Source organism: Streptomyces sp. Ac-502 (assembly GCF_045222935.1).
GTDB classification, from domain to species: Bacteria; Actinomycetota; Actinomycetes; order Streptomycetales; family Streptomycetaceae; genus Streptomyces; species Streptomyces monomycini.
Window position 1 is genome coordinate 1,409,074 of record NZ_JBHFFO010000001.1, and the last position, 17,088, is coordinate 1,426,161.

At 71.6% G+C, this 17,088-nt stretch carries 25 protein-coding genes; 2 read left to right on the plus strand and 23 right to left on the minus strand.

From position 1 onward, the window contains the following. Positions 1 to 125 precede the first annotated feature (125 nt). Positions 126 to 326 (plus strand): hypothetical protein, encoded by a 201-nt coding sequence (locus ACEXOX_RS06280; protein WP_406519455.1) that lies wholly within the window; start codon positions 126 to 128, stop codon positions 324 to 326. Between the two features lie 288 nt (positions 327 to 614). Here the strand turns inward: ACEXOX_RS06280 and ACEXOX_RS06285 are convergent, their stop codons facing one another. The 4 genes from ACEXOX_RS06285 to ACEXOX_RS06300 all read right to left on the minus strand — a co-directional run bounded on the left by ACEXOX_RS06285 (position 615) and on the right by ACEXOX_RS06300 (position 2,947). Then, the gene (locus tag ACEXOX_RS06285; protein WP_406519456.1) at positions 615 to 1,067 is read right to left on the minus strand and encodes a DUF6083 domain-containing protein; all 453 of its coding nucleotides are present in this window, start codon (positions 1,065 to 1,067) and stop codon (positions 615 to 617) included. 350 nt (positions 1,068 to 1,417) lie between these two features. Then, positions 1,418 to 1,762 carry a hypothetical protein gene (locus ACEXOX_RS06290; RefSeq protein ID WP_406519457.1) on the minus strand — a complete coding sequence of 115 codons (345 nt, stop codon included), beginning with the start codon at positions 1,760 to 1,762 and terminating at the stop codon, positions 1,418 to 1,420. A 118-nt stretch (positions 1,763 to 1,880) separates the two neighbouring features. After that, positions 1,881 to 2,099, minus strand: a complete 219-nt coding sequence (locus ACEXOX_RS06295) for a hypothetical protein (RefSeq protein ID WP_406519458.1) — start codon at positions 2,097 to 2,099, stop codon at positions 1,881 to 1,883. Between the two features lie 56 nt (positions 2,100 to 2,155). Then, complete coding sequence (locus ACEXOX_RS06300; protein WP_406519459.1) at positions 2,156 to 2,947, minus strand: hypothetical protein; 792 nt, start codon at positions 2,945 to 2,947, stop codon at positions 2,156 to 2,158. 331 nt (positions 2,948 to 3,278) lie between these two features. Between ACEXOX_RS06300 and ACEXOX_RS06305 the strand changes: the two genes are divergently transcribed. Then, positions 3,279 to 3,470 (plus strand): hypothetical protein, encoded by a 192-nt coding sequence (locus ACEXOX_RS06305; protein ID WP_406519460.1) that lies wholly within the window; start codon positions 3,279 to 3,281, stop codon positions 3,468 to 3,470. 48 nt (positions 3,471 to 3,518) lie between these two features. Here ACEXOX_RS06305 and ACEXOX_RS06310 read toward each other — a convergent pair whose 3' ends face one another. The 19 genes from ACEXOX_RS06310 to ACEXOX_RS06400 form a co-directional block, all read right to left on the minus strand. Further along, entirely contained in the window at positions 3,519 to 4,337 is an 819-nt protein-coding gene (locus tag ACEXOX_RS06310) for a phage antirepressor KilAC domain-containing protein (RefSeq protein WP_406519461.1), read from the minus strand. Positions 4,338 to 4,574: 237 nt separating this feature from the next. Beyond that, positions 4,575 to 5,198: a hypothetical protein gene (locus ACEXOX_RS06315; protein ID WP_406519462.1), complete on the minus strand. Its 624-nt coding sequence runs from the start codon at positions 5,196 to 5,198 to the stop codon at positions 4,575 to 4,577. Then, positions 5,195 to 5,578 carry a DUF2493 domain-containing protein gene (locus ACEXOX_RS06320; protein ID WP_406519463.1) on the minus strand — a complete coding sequence of 128 codons (384 nt, stop codon included), beginning with the start codon at positions 5,576 to 5,578 and terminating at the stop codon, positions 5,195 to 5,197. The genes ACEXOX_RS06315 and ACEXOX_RS06320 overlap by 4 nt, the downstream gene beginning before the upstream one ends. A gap of 30 nt (positions 5,579 to 5,608) precedes the next feature. Continuing rightward, positions 5,609 to 6,292: a hypothetical protein gene (locus ACEXOX_RS06325; protein WP_406519464.1), complete on the minus strand. Its 684-nt coding sequence runs from the start codon at positions 6,290 to 6,292 to the stop codon at positions 5,609 to 5,611. After that, positions 6,292 to 6,480 (minus strand): hypothetical protein, encoded by a 189-nt coding sequence (locus ACEXOX_RS06330; protein ID WP_406519465.1) that lies wholly within the window; start codon positions 6,478 to 6,480, stop codon positions 6,292 to 6,294. Before ACEXOX_RS06330 ends, ACEXOX_RS06325 begins: the two co-directional genes overlap by 1 nt. A gap of 121 nt (positions 6,481 to 6,601) precedes the next feature. Next, the gene (locus ACEXOX_RS06335) at positions 6,602 to 6,796 is read right to left on the minus strand and encodes a hypothetical protein (RefSeq protein WP_406519466.1); all 195 of its coding nucleotides are present in this window, start codon (positions 6,794 to 6,796) and stop codon (positions 6,602 to 6,604) included. Continuing rightward, complete coding sequence (locus tag ACEXOX_RS06340) at positions 6,793 to 8,145, minus strand: replicative DNA helicase (RefSeq protein ID WP_406519467.1); 1,353 nt, start codon at positions 8,143 to 8,145, stop codon at positions 6,793 to 6,795. Before ACEXOX_RS06340 ends, ACEXOX_RS06335 begins: the two co-directional genes overlap by 4 nt. Further along, entirely contained in the window at positions 8,142 to 8,759 is a 618-nt protein-coding gene (locus tag ACEXOX_RS06345; protein ID WP_406519468.1) for a DnaA ATPase domain-containing protein, read from the minus strand. Before ACEXOX_RS06345 ends, ACEXOX_RS06340 begins: the two co-directional genes overlap by 4 nt. Further along, entirely contained in the window at positions 8,740 to 9,702 is a 963-nt protein-coding gene (locus ACEXOX_RS06350; RefSeq protein WP_406519469.1) for a helix-turn-helix domain-containing protein, read from the minus strand. The genes ACEXOX_RS06345 and ACEXOX_RS06350 overlap by 20 nt, the downstream gene beginning before the upstream one ends. Before the next feature lie 89 nt (positions 9,703 to 9,791). Continuing rightward, positions 9,792 to 10,754: a DNA cytosine methyltransferase gene (locus ACEXOX_RS06355; protein ID WP_406519470.1), complete on the minus strand. Its 963-nt coding sequence runs from the start codon at positions 10,752 to 10,754 to the stop codon at positions 9,792 to 9,794. Beyond that, the gene (locus ACEXOX_RS06360) at positions 10,751 to 11,707 is read right to left on the minus strand and encodes a hypothetical protein (RefSeq protein ID WP_406519471.1); all 957 of its coding nucleotides are present in this window, start codon (positions 11,705 to 11,707) and stop codon (positions 10,751 to 10,753) included. The genes ACEXOX_RS06355 and ACEXOX_RS06360 overlap by 4 nt, the downstream gene beginning before the upstream one ends. 276 nt (positions 11,708 to 11,983) lie before the next feature. Continuing rightward, positions 11,984 to 12,358 (minus strand): hypothetical protein, encoded by a 375-nt coding sequence (locus ACEXOX_RS06365; RefSeq protein ID WP_406519472.1) that lies wholly within the window; start codon positions 12,356 to 12,358, stop codon positions 11,984 to 11,986. Positions 12,359 to 12,418: 60 nt separating this feature from the next. After that, a complete protein-coding gene (locus tag ACEXOX_RS06370; RefSeq protein ID WP_406519473.1) occupies positions 12,419 to 12,730 on the minus strand; it encodes a hypothetical protein in 312 nt (103 codons plus the stop codon). After that, on the minus strand, positions 12,727 to 13,554 hold the full coding sequence (locus ACEXOX_RS06375; protein ID WP_406519474.1) for a recombinase RecT: 828 nt from the start codon (positions 13,552 to 13,554) through the stop codon (positions 12,727 to 12,729). Before ACEXOX_RS06375 ends, ACEXOX_RS06370 begins: the two co-directional genes overlap by 4 nt. Further along, entirely contained in the window at positions 13,551 to 14,546 is a 996-nt protein-coding gene (locus tag ACEXOX_RS06380; protein WP_406519475.1) for a YqaJ viral recombinase family protein, read from the minus strand. Before ACEXOX_RS06380 ends, ACEXOX_RS06375 begins: the two co-directional genes overlap by 4 nt. Before the next feature lie 74 nt (positions 14,547 to 14,620). Further along, positions 14,621 to 15,718, minus strand: a complete 1,098-nt coding sequence (dnaN, locus tag ACEXOX_RS06385; protein WP_406519476.1) for a DNA polymerase III subunit beta — start codon at positions 15,716 to 15,718, stop codon at positions 14,621 to 14,623. Continuing rightward, positions 15,715 to 15,864 (minus strand): hypothetical protein, encoded by a 150-nt coding sequence (locus tag ACEXOX_RS06390; RefSeq protein ID WP_406519477.1) that lies wholly within the window; start codon positions 15,862 to 15,864, stop codon positions 15,715 to 15,717. The genes dnaN and ACEXOX_RS06390 overlap by 4 nt, the downstream gene beginning before the upstream one ends. A gap of 68 nt (positions 15,865 to 15,932) precedes the next feature. Continuing rightward, the gene (locus ACEXOX_RS06395; RefSeq protein ID WP_406519478.1) at positions 15,933 to 16,442 is read right to left on the minus strand and encodes a hypothetical protein; all 510 of its coding nucleotides are present in this window, start codon (positions 16,440 to 16,442) and stop codon (positions 15,933 to 15,935) included. Further along, positions 16,439 to 17,056 carry a hypothetical protein gene (locus ACEXOX_RS06400; protein ID WP_406519479.1) on the minus strand — a complete coding sequence of 206 codons (618 nt, stop codon included), beginning with the start codon at positions 17,054 to 17,056 and terminating at the stop codon, positions 16,439 to 16,441. The genes ACEXOX_RS06395 and ACEXOX_RS06400 overlap by 4 nt, the downstream gene beginning before the upstream one ends. Between the last annotated feature and the right edge of the window lie 32 nt (positions 17,057 to 17,088).

Below are 17,088 nucleotides of genomic sequence, written 5' to 3' on the forward strand. Positions count from 1 at the left end.
AACCAGCGGATGCGACCGCTGATCATGACTCGCCTCGTCAAAGGAGTCGAAATGAGCGTACCTCCTGCCCCCTCCCCCGCCCACCTGATGACCGCCCCCTCCCCGAGCTGCTGGCGGAGCTGGACGTGGTCCTCGCCACGTCGGGTGTCGATGACCCGCGGTTCGCCGGCGAGGCCGTGAAGCTCACCGACGGGACGGTGGTCCTGTCGATGCCGCCCGGCCGGGATCCCGTGGTGTCCGACGTGCTGGCGCGCGGCCTGCTGGGGAGGGCGTTCGGGGTTCCGCTGGCGCCGCTGCCCGCGCCGTTCGAGATGACCGAGGTCTGACTCCTGGTTCGCGGCGGCGCTGCGGCGTCGCCGCCTGGCCCGTAGGGCATCGGCGGCCGGGGCGTGGCGGGATCGGTGGATCCGGTGTCGCGACGGCCTGGGCCGTGCTGAGGTTGCGTGATCCAGGCAGGAGGCAGTGGAGCATGGCGGTGAAGCCGTTTTCGTGCAAGTGGCCGGCGGACAACGCGGAGGGCCTGGAGGGCCTGGAGCGTCTGGCGTCGGGGCTGCGGCTGGGCGGGGTGAGGGCGGTGGTGGTGTACGACGCCGCAGAGCACACGTACCAGTTGTTCATCCCGGATCGCGGGCGGGACTGCTCTGCGTGCCAGGCCCGCCTGAAGTCTCCGCCTCGCTGGTGAAGGGCAGCGCGTCCTGCTGGTAGATGCGGCGCTCGTAGCTGGCGTTGAGTTCCCACACGGCAAGGAAGATGCGCGGCAGGTGTTCGGGGCGCGGGCTTCTCCCGCAGACGGGCCGGTGGGCGATGCGGCACGTCGGCGGGAGCCGGCCGCCCACCCAGTTGACGGCCATCCCGTCGCCGCCCACGACCCAACGCTGGCCTTCGGGAATGCCATGGGCGGCCGGGTCGATGCGAGGTTCGAGGAGGATCCAGTGCCGGTACCCGGTCGGGAAGCGGTCCTGTTCGCGTCCGCACGCCTGGCAGACCGGCGGGGCGGGCGGGGCCGGGGCGTCGGCGCCTTCGCCCTGGGCCTGCTCATGGTCGGTTTCGGCTTCGGCTTCGACCATGCAGTTACTGCACAGTATCCCGAAGTAGTCACCGCGCCAGGCGGTGCTCCCGTCAGTGGTGCCGCATCGTCCACACGTGCGCGCTTCGGAAGTGTCCCCCATATCCGCAGGGTGACGGGGGCGTAGCGGACCTGCCAGGTGGCGCTTGGCCAGGCGCGCCGGAGTGCGGTGGCGTCCGATGGTGAGGGCTGCGCCCCGTGCGCCGCGTTACGGCCCGCGGGGCGTCACGCGTGGCGGCCGGAAAGCCCGCATGCGGCGCGCGTCAGCCCCGGTGGTGAAGCATGACGCGCCGTAGCTCACCGCGCAGCAGCGAGCCCCCGCCCGGTGATCGGGCGGGGGCTGGTTGCTGTTCAGTGCCCGGCGATGCGGTTGAGGTCGGCGTCGAGGACGGCGAGGTCGGGGTGGTCGTGCAGCTGCTGTTCGTGCTTCCATGCGGCGAGGTCGGCGGTGTGGGCGGCCAGGACGTCGTCGACGCTGGTGTCGGTGAGCATGGCGAGGGTGACCGCCTCCAGGTCGTCGAGACCGTGGTACCGGTTGGAGGGCGCGTAGCTGACGGCGATGTCGGCGGCGTGGGAGAAGCCGGCCGCCGCGAAGCGCATGTAAAGCCACTGCCGGAACGGGGTTTCTTGGGTTTTCCAGGCGGGGTCGTAGTCGTCGTATTCGGGGTCGTCGTAGCCGGGGCCGATGATGGGCATGGGCGTTCCCTTCGAGTTGCGGCACTTGTGCGCAGCAGAAAGCCCCCGCTCGGTTGTCGGGCGGGGGCTTTCCGGTGTCAGTGATGGCGGTGTGAGGTGTGGCGCGGTCTCGATTGTGTCAGCGTGTGGATCGCCGCTTGGCCACGTATCGAGCGACTCGGGTGGCACCCATGAGCACCGGCGCCGCGACGATCCCTCCGGCCAGTCCCCACAGGATGCTGGCCCCGAAGGACTGGTCGCCCACACGCATGCTAAGGATTACACCCAGCCCGCTGAACACCCCGAGCTCGACGGCCCGCTCAAGACCGGTGGAACGACTTTTCAAATCGTCTGTCATTTCGGTGCTCCTCACAGGTCGTATCGTCTGGGATCGAGGGAAGGCGGCGTCGCCTGTTAGCCGAACAGGCCGCCGATCGCCCCGCCGATGCCACCGATCACACCTGATGCGACGGCTCCGGGAAGGCATCCGGCTCCCCCGGCGAGGGCGCCGGCCGCGCATCCGCCGATCATTCCGGTGGTGACTCCCTTGGCCGCCTCGTCCAGCCACTTGGGGTCGGCGACGACGGGAAAGGTTGTGGAGTTCGTGGTCTGTACCGACTGGATGAGGGTGTTGCCGTCGACGCGGTAGCTGGTGGGTACGGGCTTGCCGTTGGCGTCCTTGGCCCAGGGAGTGGTGAAACCGCCGAGGAAGGTGCCGTTCTTGGCGATGGCGGCGACCGCGCCGTTGTCGAGCTTGACGAGGTGGGCGCCGGTGGGCAGGCCGATGTCGTAGCGCTGTTCGCGCGGGGCGGTGGCGTTCTTGAGGACGGCCAGGGCGCGGATGCCGCCGTCGGTGGTGGGCTGGACGGCGAGGTCGGTGGCCCTGGCAGCGTCGGGGTAGACGGTGGTGTTCTTGCCGGCCGTGGCGCCGGTGACGTTGTTGGTGCCGGGAAGGGCGATGGATACGGCGTCACCCGTCGCGGTGGTGGCCTTCGCGTCCCCGGTGGACCGCTGGGGGATCTTGGTGCCCGGGGCCGGGGCCGGGGCGATGTCGTTGGTGCCGGTGGCCTTCTCGATCAGGGCCGCGGTCTGCTCGGCCGGGGAGGGGGTGTCGCTGGCGAAGGCGGTGGAGGCGGCTCCGAGTGTGAGTGCGGCCGCGCTGATGGTGGCGGCGAAGGTGCTGGCTATGCGCTGGCGGTGGTTCATGAAAACCCTTCGTAGGCAGATGCGTCCACTCCTGGCGCCATGGTTGGCATATGCCAGGTGCAGATGCCTTTGACCATGGCACACGCGAGGGTCACACAACAGGTTGAGCAGGCGATTACCCTGAGTATCGGGACTTTGGGCCCCATGCCTTGTGAGCCGAACGGCCGTACCTTCTATCGACAAGGCCCAAGTGGCTGGCGTGATAGCCGGGACTTTGGTCTCGGTCTTGCGAACCGGTCTGGCGGTGCCCGCTACTGACGGGCCGCAGAGATGGCGGAGCGGGGCTGGCCATGCCTCGTAACCGGCAGACTTCCGGCCCCGTTCTCCCACCGTGACCGACGACGACCTGGACGCCCTGCACGCGCTTCTGGACACCGAAGACCCGCGCCTGCCGCTGATCACGGCGGGTGAGGCGCGGGCCGCGGTGGCGCTGCTGGCGCACTACGGGCGGGGCGGCGACGAGGCGGCGGCCCTGGCACGCGCGTGGTCGGCGAACGTGGCCAGGCGGCTCGCGGCGGGGTGAGGCCGCAGCCTGCCGTGGGTTCCCGGCGCCGGGAACCCACGGCAGGCGTCAGGCTGCTGGGGTCACGTCTGTGCTGAGCCGGTCGGCGAGCCAGTCCAGGCCCTTGGAGGTGAAGAAGGTCTGCTCCGTCCACCGGTAGCCGGCCTCGACGAGCTTCACCTCGGCACGGCCCTTCTTGACGTGCTCTTCGTAGGGGATGCGGGGGTTCTGCTTCTGCAGGAAGTGGATACGGTCCGAGCGCAGCAGGTCCATGAACTTCGTGCGGCCGAGCCCGCCGGTGATCTCACGCAGCGCTTTGGCGGCGGCGTTCATGGCGATCAGGCCGTCAGAGTTCACGAACCGCTCCCACTTGTCGGCCTTGGGGGTGAGGGCCCTGTTGGCCGTCTCCAGCGCCTCCTTCGCTTCCAGCATGGCGACGAGGTCGCGGGCGAGCTCCAGCTTGGTCGGCTCCCGGGTGACCCCGTGGCGGGTGACGTACTCGTAGAGGGCGTCGGCGAGCTCGGTCTGGGCGAGCTCTATGTTCCGGCGGACGGCTTCGTCAGCGATACGGCTGGTGGTGATGTTGGCGAGCCACATCGGCACGATGCGCTCGTGGATGAGGAACTGAGGGTAGGCCCTGACCTGGCCGGGGAGCATGACGTGTGAAACGCACGTCTTGCCTCGCGCCCAGGATTTCCGCTCGATCATCTGGCGCTGGCCGTTCGGGTCCAACGTCAGGTTCTGGCAGAGCTGGCCGAGCACGGCCCAGTTGCCGGCGCGGTCGGACAGGATGGTGACCGGATCGCCGTGGAAGTCGAACGATCCGATCTCGAATCGGTCCCCGGGGTTGTCTCCGGGGGCGGGCAGGTTAGGGTGGAGTTGGTTCACAGGAGCTCACTTCTCCTTGATCCGTGGCCCTCGGCGGAGGTACGACTCCGCGCGAGGGCAGCTCTTTGTCCGCGCGCAGCCGCGCGACAACCCCCGTGGGGCACAAGCCTACGGGTCGTCACTGACAGCGGCGGGCGTCCCCGTGGGCGGGTAACGCACTTGGGAGCGGAGCGGGTTCACGCTGTCACCCGTGTTGCTGGAGTGGCAGCCCGGCGTCGGATGCTTCCGACTCGCGGATCATGCCGCGGCCCGGTCGGCGAGCGGCAGCTGGAGTACTTCGGCATGCCCGTACTGGACGCCGCAGTGGGTGCAGCGCCGGCCGGGGGTGGCGAGGGTGACGCGCATCGGCTGCCCGCACGCGCACCGGACGGTGACGCGGCGTTCCGCTTGTTCGCCGGTGACGAGCCGCTGGGTGTGGGTGTGGAGGGCGCGAATCTCACGGTGCAGGTCGGCGGCGCCGGTGAAGCTGCTGTAGATCCAGGGCGTGTTAGCGACGAGGAAGGTGACCACTCCGGTGAGAGTCTGCCGCAGGCCACCCCGGAACCCAGCTGCCTCGTAGTCGAGTTCGTCGCGCACGGCGGCCTCCCAGTCGGCGAGGACGGTGACCAGCCCGCCGCGGGCCCGCATGTCCAGCACATGCAGCGAGCACGGCAGGGGTGCGCCGCGAGTTCCGCTTACGCGCCCGCCGCCCCGGCCCGATCCCGGCTCCAGCAGATCGCCGAGCTGGTCGTAGAGGGCTGGCAGCGCCCGGAGGGCCTCGACACCGCGGTCCTGGCAGATACGGCAGGCGGTCCGGCCCCACTCGTCATCGCGAAGGTCGCGATTGCAGATCGTGCAAACGGGGTTGACGGCGTCGTTCATGCGGTGAACCTCCGGGTCGGGATGCCGGCAGCTTCGGCAAGGTCGGCACAGCCGGTGGCGCCGCGGCTGTTGTCGCGGATGAAGGCCAGGCACAGGTCGGCCCCGAGGCTGACCATGTGCCGGTTGCGGATCGGCCCGGCCGAGCGGCCGTGAGCCTTCCAGTCCGCAGGGTGGCGCTCCTCGGTGAGGCCGATCAGGCGGTGCTGGCGCACCCACCAGGCCGCGATCGCGTCGGCGCCGCCGGGGCAGGCGCCATGCACGATGACGGCGGGCACGTTCTGGAAGACGGCTGTGGCCAGGTTGTCGCGCACCAGGTCGTGGTCGCTCCAGTGCCGGGAACCGGTGAGGAGGATGCGGTACGGGCGAATGGCATCGTGCATGGCGGTCTCCTTGCGGTCGTGCGGGCGGGGTCAGGTGTTGGCGGGGCAGCCGGGGTAGTGGCCGGTGCGGCTGCCACAGCACGCCTTGCCGGCCTCCCCGCGGACGGCGCGGAGGATCTGCCGGGCCCGCTCGGGCCCCGTCGCGGCGAGCTGACCGGCGACGCGTGCGGCGGCGGCTTCGTCGTCGGCCGGGACGTGGTGGCCGCCACGCCACTGCAGCGCCCCGGTCGCGATCAGCTCTGCGACGTAGCAGGCGGCCGAGCTGAATCCGGCAGCGAACCCGTCGTGGATAGCGATCAAGTCGGCGGGGCGGCCGAACTCGCGGCCGTACTCGGCGCACCGCGTGTGGTGCGCAGCATCGGTGATCAGTCGAGCGAGGAGGGGCTGAAGCCCTGTGCGGGCGCCTGCGGCCCGTTCGCGGGGCTCGGGGCATTCGGGGGCGTCCGGCGACTGCGGGGCGCCCTCGTGGCCGCCGGAGGGCCTTCGCGGTCCCGCCGCAGCGGCCCGCTCGCCAACGGAACGCGCTGGGCGCCCCTCTGACGGCCTCTCGGCGGCCCGCACGAGCCCGGCGCCACCCGAGCCCTCCCGGCCCGTCTCGCGGGCGCTCAGGGTCTCCTGCGGGCCATCAGGGGCCGCCTCGGCGCGGGCAAGGCGGGCGTACAGCGCGTCGAGCTGATTGTCGGTGATCTGCGATGCGGTCAGGCGGGCGGTCATCAGGCGGCCTTCCTGGTCTGCCGCGGGGCGCGGCGGTGGAGTTCGCTGTAGGCGGGCAAGTGGCGGGCGGTCACCCACTCGTGACCGCAGCCAGGGCAGCGGTAGCCGTGCGCGATCCGGCCGCCGCGGCGCCGTTCGGCGCACGGGGGTATCCGGCGGCGGCAGCAGTCGGGGCAGGTGTCGGTCATGCGGTCTGGTCTCCTTTGCTGCGCTGACAGGTGCTGCAGGGGCAGTCGCTGGGGGCGGGCGGACGGCTGGCGAGGTACCAGCGGCGGTAGCCGTCGAGCGCGGCCTGGACGAGGTGGCCGGCTATGGGCGCGGGCGGGGCCGGGGGCTGCTGCCGGTGGGCCAGGCGCCGGGCCGGTCCCGGGGGATCTCGGGGCGCAGCTTTTCGGCGGCCGGGGCGGGCTTCTTGGGCCGACGCCCGGCGAGACCGAGCAGGAAGTCCTTCAGGTCGCCCTGCTCGCGCATCGCCCGGATGTCCTCGGGGCCGACGGCGTTCACGTCTGGCTCATGTCGACGAACCGGGCAAAGTGCCCCTGGAACGCGGTGGTAATCGTCGCCGTGGGCCCGCCCCGGTGCTTACCGACGATCAGGTCGGCCTCCCCGGCCCGCGGGGAGTCCTTCTCGTAGGCGTCCTCTCGGTGCAGCAGGATCACGATGTCCGCGTCCTGCTCGATCGAGCCGGACTCACGCAGGTCGGAGACCATCGGCTTCTTCTCGGTGCGCTGCTCGGGCCCGCGGTTGAGCTGCGCCAGCACCACGATCGTGATCCCGAACTCCTTGGCCATGAGCTTCAGTCCACGCGAGATCATCGAGACGGCGACCTGCCGGTTCTCCGCCCGCGGTGCCTGCATGAGCTGCAGGTAGTCGATGACCACCAGCCGCAGGCCGGCGGTGCGCACCAGGTGCCGCACCTGGGCGCGCAGCCCGGGCAGGGTGAGCAGCGGCTGGTCGTCGATGTGCAGCGGTGCCGGGACGATGTGCTCGCTGGCCCTGGCGGCGCGGGCCAGGTCGTCGTCGGTGGCGATGCCCAGCTTGATGTGGTGCAGGCCGATCCGGGCTTCGGCGGACAGCACACCGTTGGCGAGGTCGTCGGCGCTCATCTCCAGCGACCGCACCAGCGCCGGGATCTTGTTGCGGACCGCGGCGGCACGGGCCAGGCCGATCCCGAACGTGGTCTTGCCCATGGCGGGGCGGGCGCCGACGACGACCATCTGGCCGGGCGCCCACCCGCCGGCGAACAGGTTGTCCAGGTCGATGAAGCCGGTGGGGATGCGCTCACCCGCCTTGGGTGGTGTGACGGCCCGCTCCAGGGCGCCGGGCAGCAGGTCGCCGATCGTGGCGGCCCGGCCCGCCGCGTCGGGGCGCACCACGCCGTCCAGGGCGGCCTGCAGGGCGGCCACGTCGGCGTCCGGGTCGAACGCCGGGGACAGGCCCTTCAGGCGGGCGTCGTGCCCGAGGGCGACGAGGCGGGCGGCGACGGCGGCCCTGGTGATCTGGTCGGCGTGCCACTCGGCGGAGCCGGGCATCGCCGCGGCGTACAGGTCCGACAGCTGCACGCGGGTCAGCGGCGGGACGGGCATGGTGCCGTCGGCGCGCCACGTCTGCAGCTGCCGGTCGACGGCCTGCCACGGGATGGCTCCGTCGCCGATGGCGGTGTGGACTTCCTCGACGGCGTACCAGATCCAGCGCAGCCGGTCGGTGGTGATGTCGGCCGGGTCGAAGCCGGCCGCGGCGAGGTCGTCGACGAGTTCGGGCCGGGCCATGATCGAGGCGGCGAGGATGTGCTCGTCGTCGAGGGCGGCCGGGCCGGCGGGCAGGTCGTCCTCGGCCCACAGAATGTCGCTCATGCGGCACCGCCCTTGCGGCGGTCGGCGCCGGTGAGCAGGAGCACGCCGCCGCGGCACATCTCGCCGAGGCGGGAGGCGACGCGGTCGCCGACGATGTGGCTGATCTCGCTGGGCAGCACATCACAAGTGATCAGGACGGGACGGCGGTTGATGTACCGCTCGTCGAAGATCTCGTAGAGGCGTTCCTGGGTCCAGCCGGTCGGCGAGACGCGGGCCGCCGCGAGGTCGTCGACGAACAGCAGGTCGGCGCGCTGCAGGCGGCGGGTCAGCGTCCGGGCGGTGTCCTCCCGGTCGGGGCGCAGCGCGTCGAAGAGCTGGGTTGAGCGCCAGGTCTCGATGCTGGGCACGCGGCTGGTGGCGGTGACGCGGCGGCCGAGCCAGCAGCGTGCGGCCTGCCAGGCGGTGTGCGTCTTGCCGACGCCGATCGGGCCGGTCAGGAACAGGCTCGCCGGGGCGCCGCATGGGCCGACGGCCCATGCGGCGGCCTCGGGGTGCATACGGATCTCGTCCTGGTAGATGGCCGGGGTGCGGTCGGTGAACGCGGCGGTGGCGTCTTCGCGGCGTTCGCGGAGCACGGACTCGCGCGGGTCGGGGTCAGCCGAACTGAAGGGCACGCTGGATCTCCTCCTCGGTCATGTCGTTCATGTCGCGGGGCGCGGTGGACGGGCCGACGGCGCGCAGGCCGCGGCGGCCGGGCTGGGGATCGGGCTCGTCGTCGTAGCAGCCCTTGTTCAGCCAGGTGGCGGGGTGCTTGGTGTACTTCGGGTCTTCGCCGGCGCGTTCGCGGGCGTACCGCTGAGCGCCGTCGACGATCGCCTTGGGGTCTGCGCCGCGCCCGACGGCGGTGAGGAACGCCTTCTTGGCTTCCTCGCGGGCGCGCTTCTTGGGGTAGGTCAGCCAGAAGGCGCCGAAGGCTTCGAGCGTCGAGGTGTCGGCAGAAGACTTATATGTATCTGTAGTTGGTTCTGTAGTTGGTTCGGCGGACGTGGGCGTCCGGTCGCTGCGGACGTGGGCGTCCGCCCGGACGTGGACGTCCGCCCGGACGTGGACGTCCGCCCGGGTGGTGTCTGACCTGGGTTCTTCCTCGCGGGGGGACGTGGGCGTCCGGTCGTCCATCCCCTCACCACCGGACGTGGACGTCCCCCCGGACGTGGGCGTCCGGCCGGAACCTCGTGACCTGCGTTTTCCGATTCCCCGGGCACGGGAGGACGCCAGCGTCCGGGCGGACGTCCGCGTCCGGTCGTCCTCCCCTGCGCGTCCCCCCGGAACGACACGCTCCACAGCCAGGTCGTAGACCGTGGGACGCCTGTCGGCACTCAGGTGGGCCACCCTCCCCTGATCGCCCTCGCGGATCAGCCCAAGGTCCTCCAGCTGCCGCAGATCCCGGCGCACCTGCCGCTTGTCCTTGCAGGCGTAGGCGGCCAGCCGCGGCACCGACGGATAGGCATGACGGCCCTTGCTGTCCGCGTGGTAGGCCAGTCCGGCCAGGACGGCGACCAGTTGGGCAGGCATCGGGGGCGCGTCCTCCATGACCCACTTCATGGCCTCACTGCTCACGGCGTGCTTCTTCCTGCTGGTGCGGGTGGTTGGGGGCGGCGGCCTCGGTGCGGGCCGGCGGGGCGGGGCGCGGGGCCGGCCGGGGGCTCTCACGCGGCGGCCTTGATACCGGCGGCCCGAAGGAGCGCCTCGCCGAGCGTCACCGGGCAGGCGTTGCCGATCTGCTGTGCGATGTCGCGTCCGGCCCACGGCCAGTCGGCGGGGAACCCCTGGAGGACGCCCGCCTCGCCGTGCGTGAACCGGGGCTGCTCGCGGCCGTCGGCGTCGACGATCCGGAACCTGCTGATCTTCCCGGTGACGGTGAACGCCGGCTCGACACTGGCGCGTCTGCCGCGGTTCTTCGGGTCGCCGCCGGTCCCATAGTTGGAGATCACGGTGAACGGTTGGGGCCGGTCAAGCACCTCACCCATCGACACCCACGGCAGCAGGGTCGGGTCGCCCTCGTGCTGCGGCACGCCCTTGCGGTAGGCGCGGCGGGTCGGCTCGGGAAGGTGAACCGGAATCCCGCGGTGGGCGACGAGAACAGCGCGGCGACGGGTCTGCGGCAGCCCGTACTGCTCGGTGCGCAGCACGCCCGTGGCGACGTGGTAGCCCTCCTCACGGAGGACGGCCGCGTAGGCCCGCCAGACGGGCAGGACGGCCTGCACCTGCTCCAGGACGACCGCGGTGTACGGTCGGCCCGCGTCGACGGCCTCCAGGACCCAGCGCAGCGGTTCCAGTACCAGGGCGGTGCGCTCGTCGGCGAACATGCCCGTATCGACGGTCTCGCGGGCGGCCATCCGTTTGATCGCCTCGACGATGCGGGCGATCTCCAGGCGGCCGGTTCCGGAGCCGGCGACGGTGAACGTCTGACACGGCGGCCCCGCTCCCAACACCCGGGCGGTCGGGAAGTCTGCGGGCCCATGCTTGCGCACGTCGCCGTGCACGGTCGGCAGCCCGGCGGCGCGACGGGTCGCGACGGCCGCCCCGTCCCACTCGATACCGGTGCCCTCGATGCCCAGGCGTCGGGCGGCCAGGGACAGGCCGCCCGGCCCGGCGAACAACTCGATCACGCCGCCTCCCCGATCTCGGGGTAGCGGGCGAGGGTCTGGTGCAGGTAGCTGGTGGTGATGCCAAGGCGTTCGGCGGCCTGCTCGACGTCGTGGCCGAGGGCGAGGAGTTCGCGGATGTTCTCGGCGGTGGCGGGGCCTCGGTTGGAGGCGGCGGCGCGGGCCAGGCCCATGGCGCGGGCGCGCTCTCCCCGCGGCAGGTTCCGGTGCTCGTCGAGCCACTGCCGGTGGGCCGCCTCGCACGGTGCGCACAGCGGCAGTTCGTGGATGCGGTGCAGCCACCAGCCGCGGTCGCTGCCGCAGTGCCCGGTCCAGTCCGGGTGGGCGGACGGGTCGTCGATGGTGTCGTCGCTCCAGGCGGCGGGCGGGGCCCATCCTTCGCGCTGGGCACGCAGTCGCGCCCTCGTGTCGCTGCCGGGGGTCATGGCCCAGTGCGGGTAGATGGCCGCGATGGCTTGCGCGTGCCGGGCGATCGTCTTCGGCCGCTGCTCGTTGATCAGGATGCTGAGGTTGCCCGGCGTGATGCTGACCGCCGCGGCGATGGCGTTGCGGGTGTGCCCGATGGCCATGAGGGCACGCACGCGCCGGCGGGCTCCGAGGGCAGAGACGTAGCTGGCGGGCGGGCACAGCGCGAGGGTCGGCCGGGCGGCGATGATACGGGCGGCCAGCGTCGCGTGAATCGTGGCGTGCTCGCCGAGGGCCAGGGAGGCGATGGCCCGGCAGGAACAGCCGCTCGCCGCGGCGATCTGCCGGTGGCTCCATCCGGCCTCGATCAGGGCCCGGACGCGTGCGGCGGCTCCGGTCGCGTCGGTGCGTCGGAGGCCGTCGCGTTCCCGGTCCAGCCGGTACTGCTTCAGGTAGCGGATCTGGGCGGAGCGGCATTCGGGGCGCCGGCAGCCGCGGAGGTAGCAGCGGCGCTCGCCGTGCGGCGGCAGCGGCCGGGTCGCGGTGCTCATTTCTCCCCTGTTCGGTGGCCCAGATCTGTTCGCAGACGGAAAGCGCGGCTTCGTTGCTGCCGGGCCGGGTGTCGGTGCCGGCGGGGTCGTCGAGGGGTTCGCGGCCGACGAGGAACGGCGTCTCGGGTCCGGCCGGGCGGCGAGCGATGCGGACCGTGGCGGCTTCCATGCGCCGCAGCAGGGCCTCCTGGCGGCGGACGCCGGTCCAGGTGTGCACGGCGTAGGCGAGGAGCGTGAAGCCCGCGGCACCGAGCAGCAGGGCGACGTTCGCGGCGCTCATGCGGCTGCCCTCGCCTGCTTGGCGCGGCCATCACGCGTCTCGGCGATGACCAGGCCCTTGACCGACAGCCGCCACACCGCGACCGGATGCCCGTGCGTGGCCGGGGACGTCGACGGCACGTACTGGCGGGTGTGCTCGATGACGCCGCCCTGCCGCAGGCCGTTGATGGCCGCGCCGAGGAAGCCGTGCGACAGCTCCGGCAGCACCTCGCGCAGGTCGTTCGCACTGAAGGTGTCGTTGGCGAGGCCGTAGGCGAAGACGGCCTGCTGGACGAGGAACTGGTCCCAGCTGCTGGCTCGGGCGACGATGTCGGTGAGGCGGGCGTCCCGGTCCGTGGCGGCCAGACGCTCGGCGGTGGTCTGCTTCTTCATGTGCTACTCCTTGGGGTAGCGGCGCCCCGCCTGATGGCCGCAGGCGGGGACGGCCGCGGGCTAGAAGGGGGCCGGTTCGCTGTCCCGCTCGGCGCGTCGGATGGACGGCCGCTTCCAAGCGGTTGTCACGGCGCAGCCGATTTCGTCGACGCGCTGCTCGATCTCGGTGTCGACGTTGAGTCCGGCCTTGTCGAGGCTGGCCGCGAGCTGGCAGGCTCCAACGTGCTCTTCGTCGGTTTCGGCGTAGACCAGCGTCCAGGCGATGTGCGCGACGACGATGTTGCGGTAGGAGGTGAGTGCGGCACGGTAGGCGCTCACGTCCAGTGCCGTGACCCTGGTGACGGGCTGCTCGGCCTCGGGAGGCTTGCTCACGCCGCACCGCCCTCGTCGACGAGTTCGCCCTCAAGAGAGCCGTCGCTCGGGGCCAGTTGTTCGCCCGCGATGTACGGGCCGGCCGCATCGAGGGCTTCGGGCTGGGCGTCGGTGCGGACGGTGCCGTCCTGGGCGTCGGCCTGCGCCAGCTCGACGGAGATGGGCAGGAGCTTGAACAGCTCGCGCACGCAGGTCTTCTTCGCCATCGCCTCGTAGTGGTCCCGCCAAGGTCCGCCGTTGGGGAAGGCGGAGTGCTTGCGGTGCTTCTCGATGTCCTCCGGGGACAGGACGACGAACGCGGAGCCGCCGCTGGTGGTGGTCGCGACCGCGTAGTAGGCGATGGGCCCGCCGCGTCCGCCGAGCGAGGGGCGGTGGGTGAGGCGCTGGTCGAGCCCGTACTCGTACTCGAAGTGGTCGTTCTCGTAGACGACCTGCGCGGACAGGCTCTTGGCCATGGGGCTCTGCCAGAACAGCTTGGCCATGCCGCGGTATCCGAGGACGAAGGTGACCTCCCCTTTGAAGGGCACGAGGTAGGCCTCGCCGGTGGGGCCGCCGGGCTCGACGCCGAGCTGGGAGCAGGTCATGAGCGCGCCGAGGAACGATTCGGGGCTGCATTCGCCGAGCTTGGGGGTGCGCCGCAGGGTGGTGAGCGCGATGCGGGCGATGCGGTCGGCGTCCATGTGCTTGGGCAGGGCACGGGCGATCTCGGGCCGCATCCGGTCGATCTGCTGCTGCAGGCTCGGCGCCTGGCCGTTGCCGTTCTGCTGGACGGCGCCGACGTTTTCGGCGCGGCGGGCGACGGCGTTACGGGCGGTGGTGGTCACAGGTTCTCCAGGTGGACGCGGAGGGTGCGATAGGTGGTCGGCTCGCCGCGGTAGTCGTCGAGGTCGATCTCGGGGTGGTCGTCCTTCAGGGCGCGCCAGTTGATGGCGCCCTTGCGGCGGTACCGGGGCCAGGAGTAGGCGTGTTCGCCGCGGATGTGGACTTCGGTGGCGTCGCCGCAGATGGCCTTGAGGCGGTTGTCGGCGTCGGTCAGGGCCAGCTCGCCTGCCGCGATCTGCTCCTTGGCGGTGGCGCGCTGCTTGATCAGCTGCTCGACTTCCAGGGCGTCAGCGACGACGACTGTGTCGGTGGGATGAGCGTGGAGGCGGTCCAGGAGGTCGCCGGTGGCGGCGCTGCCGTCGACGGGCGGGCGGATGCCGTCTTCGACCCAGGACCAGAACTCGCCGGCGATGCGGGCCAGGTCGTCGATGAGGGCCTGGTCGCGGTCGATGCGGTGGACGAGGGTGCGCTGCCCGCCGATCAGGACGGCGGTGTAGCCGAAGGACCAGCCGGTGACGAACAGCTGCCACTGCAGCTGCACCTGTACGGCGACCGGCGGCTCGTCGAGCCAGTCGTTCAGGGCGTAGGAGGACCGGCTTTTGATCTCCAGGGCGCCACGCTGGCCGTCTTCGTCGGTGGCCCGGTCCAGGTTGACCAGCGCCCACGGGATGTCGGCACGGCGCAGGGTGCCGGGGTGGTCGTGGACGGGCAGGCCGGTCAGGGCGATGAAGCGGGTGGCGACGACCGGCTCCAGGGCGTGCCCCATGAGCGCGGCCTCGGACAGGACCGGGTCGTTGTGCGGCGGCACGTCCTGGCCGGTCTTGCGCAGCCAGATCTCCAGCGGGCTGGTGTAGGGGTTCAGTCCGCAGATCGCGGCGATGTCGCTGCCGCCGAGCCCGGTCCTGCGGACGGTGTGCCAGTCGTCGGCCGGAGCGTCGGGCGGCAGGACGACGGTCGCGCCGGACGGGAACGTGAGAGGCCGCGTGGTGCTCATGTGACCTGCTTTCGGGTGTGGGGGCCTGGCCGCCCGCGGCGGTGATGGTGCGGACGGCCGGCAGGGTGGATGGGTCAGAGCCGGACGGGCATGACGAGGTACTGGTAGTCGGCGTCGCCGGTGGCCGCCTGCAGACGGGCCGGCCGGGTGGGGCTGTGCAGTTCGAAGCGCACGGCGTCGGCGGTGATGTGCTGCAGCCCTTCGAGCAGGTACTCGGGCTTGAAGGCGATCTGCATGGGGTCACCGTCGAGCAGATCGGCGGGCAGCGTGTCCCTGGCGACGGCGCCAGTGTCTCCGGCGGCCCGCACACTGACTTCGGTGCCCTTGAAGCCGACCAGGATCTTCGGTTTGCGGTCGGTGGCCACCAGGCAGGCCCGCCTGATGGCCGCAATCAGCGGGGCGACCTCGACGGTCCCGGTCGTGGTGAACCGCGGGATGTTCTTGTGGACGTCGGGACGGCCCGTGCGGTCGACCAGGGCGAGCGAGGCGTAGCGGGTGGCGGTGCCGAGACCGGCCGGCAGGTCGCCGGACAGCAACACTTCGCCGCCCGCCATGGCCTTGGCCGCATCGAGCAGCGCCTGGCCCGGCATCAGCGCATCGAGGTCGGCGGCACCGTCGGCGGGGCGCCAGGTGAGGGTGCGTTCGGCGAGCCGGTAGGAGTCGGTGGCCGTGAGCGTCATCTGCTCGCCGTCCGTGGCGACGTGTACGGCACCCATCCAGGGTTTGGCGGCCACCGTCGGGTCGGACGCCCCGATGATCTGGCCGACGGCGTCGGCGAAGAGGCTGCCGTCAACGGTGCCCGCCGGCCGCGGCCGGGCCATCAGGGCCGGATAGTCCTCGGCGGGCAGCAGACTGAGCGTGAAGGAGGCGTCCCCGCTGGCGAGTACGGCCTGCTGCCCGTCGAGGGTGAGGTCGATGTACTCGCCGGGGAAGGTGGCCAGCACGCTCGCGGCCAGCCGCCCGGGGACGACGATGCGGCCGGGCTCGCCTACGTCGGCGGGCAGGCTGCTGCGGGTGGTGACGTCCCAGTCGACGCCGGAGACGGTCAGGCTGTCGGCGGCGGCTTCGAGGAGGAGCCCGGCGCGGGCGGGCACGGTGGGCTTGGCGGCGAGCTGTTTGGCCGACCAGGCAGTCGCCTCAGCGAGTTCGCGGCGGTCGCAGCGGAGTTTCACGGCCGGCCCTCCGCGCTCGCCTCGAACAGCGTCTCGGTTTGCGGGCTGCCGGTGCCGGCGTCCGGCTCATCTTCTGCTGACACCGGGCGGGCCGGGACCGGCTGGCAAATGAGATCGTCGAGGGGGAAGAGAGTGAGCTGTTCCACGGTGTTCTCCAGGTGTTGGGTGCCCGGCGGGGGCGGGGCGGGCACGCCCGCGCCGGGCCGCTAGGGGGTCAGGCCGCGAGCGCCGCCCGCAGCCGCGCGTTCTCGGCGGTGAGCCGCACGACCGTGCACACCAGGTCGTCACACTCGGCGCGCAGTTCCCGCTGCTCCTTGTCCGCGACGGCCTTCGCGGCGTCGGCCAGCACGTGCTCAAGGTCGGGGCCGACGGGCTGCTGCTCCTGATACGCCTGCCACGCGTCGAGGAGAGCTTCGTAATACGCCGCGAGGCGCTTGTGGTCCTGTGCGAGGCGGTCGTCAGCCACGTCGATGTGCGTGAGGCAGATGCCGCCCGCGTAGCCCTCGACGGAGACGACGGGCTCACCGTGGCCGAGCGTCCAGGCCGGGGTGCGGGTCACGGTCACCAGCCGCCTGCACAGGTCGACGGACCCCGGATCGACGTAGCCGCCGGACTCCTGCCGCTGGCGCACCGCCACGGCGAGCGGGTCCTCCGGCCGGACGCCCGGGTACGCGATGACGGGTGTACCGACGGGGTACCGCTTGTTCCACTGTTCGGCGTTCATGCGGCCACCTCCGCCTGCTTGCGGGCGGCGTCGTACCGGGCGATGCCGGAGACGATGGCGTGGCACTGCCACAAGTACTGCCAGTCGAACTCCTCGAACGACAGGTCCCACTCGTCCGGGAAGCGCAGCGTCACGTCACCGTGCCGGAACTGCTGGCACGCGTAGCGGGCCGTCTCCGCATACTGGATGTCGTGCTCGTCCGAATTGAGGATCTGCCTGCCGATCGCCTCGACGGTGCCCGGGTAGCGGGCCTCCAAGGCGGCGGCCTCCTCGACGAGCCACGAACGGAACCTGCTCGCCGACCAGTCCTTCGCCTTGCCCGCGCGCAGCTTCTCCTCCCAGTAGTCCGGGTTGATGGAGCGTCCGGCGCGGCTGTCGCGGAAGAGGACGAACATGTCCTTGGTGTCCTCGCCGAAGCGGCAGAAGTGGAACGAGCCGTGGGAGCCGTTGACGATCAGGTTGTAAGGCCACGTGATCAGGTCCCACCAGAAGAGGGAGCTTTCCTCCGGGGCGACCCGCAGGTGCCGGTACAGGCCCTCGTCGTGCAGGACGGCCATCTCGTGCTGGGCCGTGTCGCGGGCGAATCGCGCGGCGATGTCGGAGTAGTCGTTCACTGGGTCCCCCGTTGTGTCGCGGCCCGTGCTGG

Excerpts from the sequence above, each read along its gene's own strand:
- ACEXOX_RS06285 (WP_406519456.1), bottom strand. The coding sequence starts at position 1,067 with ATGGTCGAAGCCGAAGCCGAAACCGACCATGAGCAGGCCCAGGGCGAA.
- ACEXOX_RS06290 (WP_406519457.1), bottom strand. The coding sequence starts at position 1,762 with ATGCCCATCATCGGCCCCGGCTACGACGACCCCGAATACGACGACTAC.
- ACEXOX_RS06295 (WP_406519458.1), bottom strand. The coding sequence starts at position 2,099 with ATGACAGACGATTTGAAAAGTCGTTCCACCGGTCTTGAGCGGGCCGTC.
- ACEXOX_RS06300 (WP_406519459.1), bottom strand. The coding sequence starts at position 2,947 with ATGAACCACCGCCAGCGCATAGCCAGCACCTTCGCCGCCACCATCAGC.
- ACEXOX_RS06315 (WP_406519462.1), bottom strand. The coding sequence starts at position 5,198 with ATGAACGACGCCGTCAACCCCGTTTGCACGATCTGCAATCGCGACCTT.
- ACEXOX_RS06320 (WP_406519463.1), bottom strand. The coding sequence starts at position 5,578 with ATGCACGATGCCATTCGCCCGTACCGCATCCTCCTCACCGGTTCCCGG.
- ACEXOX_RS06325 (WP_406519464.1), bottom strand. The coding sequence starts at position 6,292 with ATGACCGCCCGCCTGACCGCATCGCAGATCACCGACAATCAGCTCGAC.
- ACEXOX_RS06330 (WP_406519465.1), bottom strand. The coding sequence starts at position 6,480 with ATGACCGACACCTGCCCCGACTGCTGCCGCCGCCGGATACCCCCGTGC.
- ACEXOX_RS06340 (WP_406519467.1), bottom strand. The coding sequence starts at position 8,145 with ATGAGCGACATTCTGTGGGCCGAGGACGACCTGCCCGCCGGCCCGGCC.
- ACEXOX_RS06360 (WP_406519471.1), bottom strand. The coding sequence starts at position 11,707 with ATGAGCACCGCGACCCGGCCGCTGCCGCCGCACGGCGAGCGCCGCTGC.
- ACEXOX_RS06365 (WP_406519472.1), bottom strand. The coding sequence starts at position 12,358 with ATGAAGAAGCAGACCACCGCCGAGCGTCTGGCCGCCACGGACCGGGAC.
- ACEXOX_RS06380 (WP_406519475.1), bottom strand. The coding sequence starts at position 14,546 with ATGAGCACCACGCGGCCTCTCACGTTCCCGTCCGGCGCGACCGTCGTC.
- ACEXOX_RS06395 (WP_406519478.1), bottom strand. The coding sequence starts at position 16,442 with ATGAACGCCGAACAGTGGAACAAGCGGTACCCCGTCGGTACACCCGTC.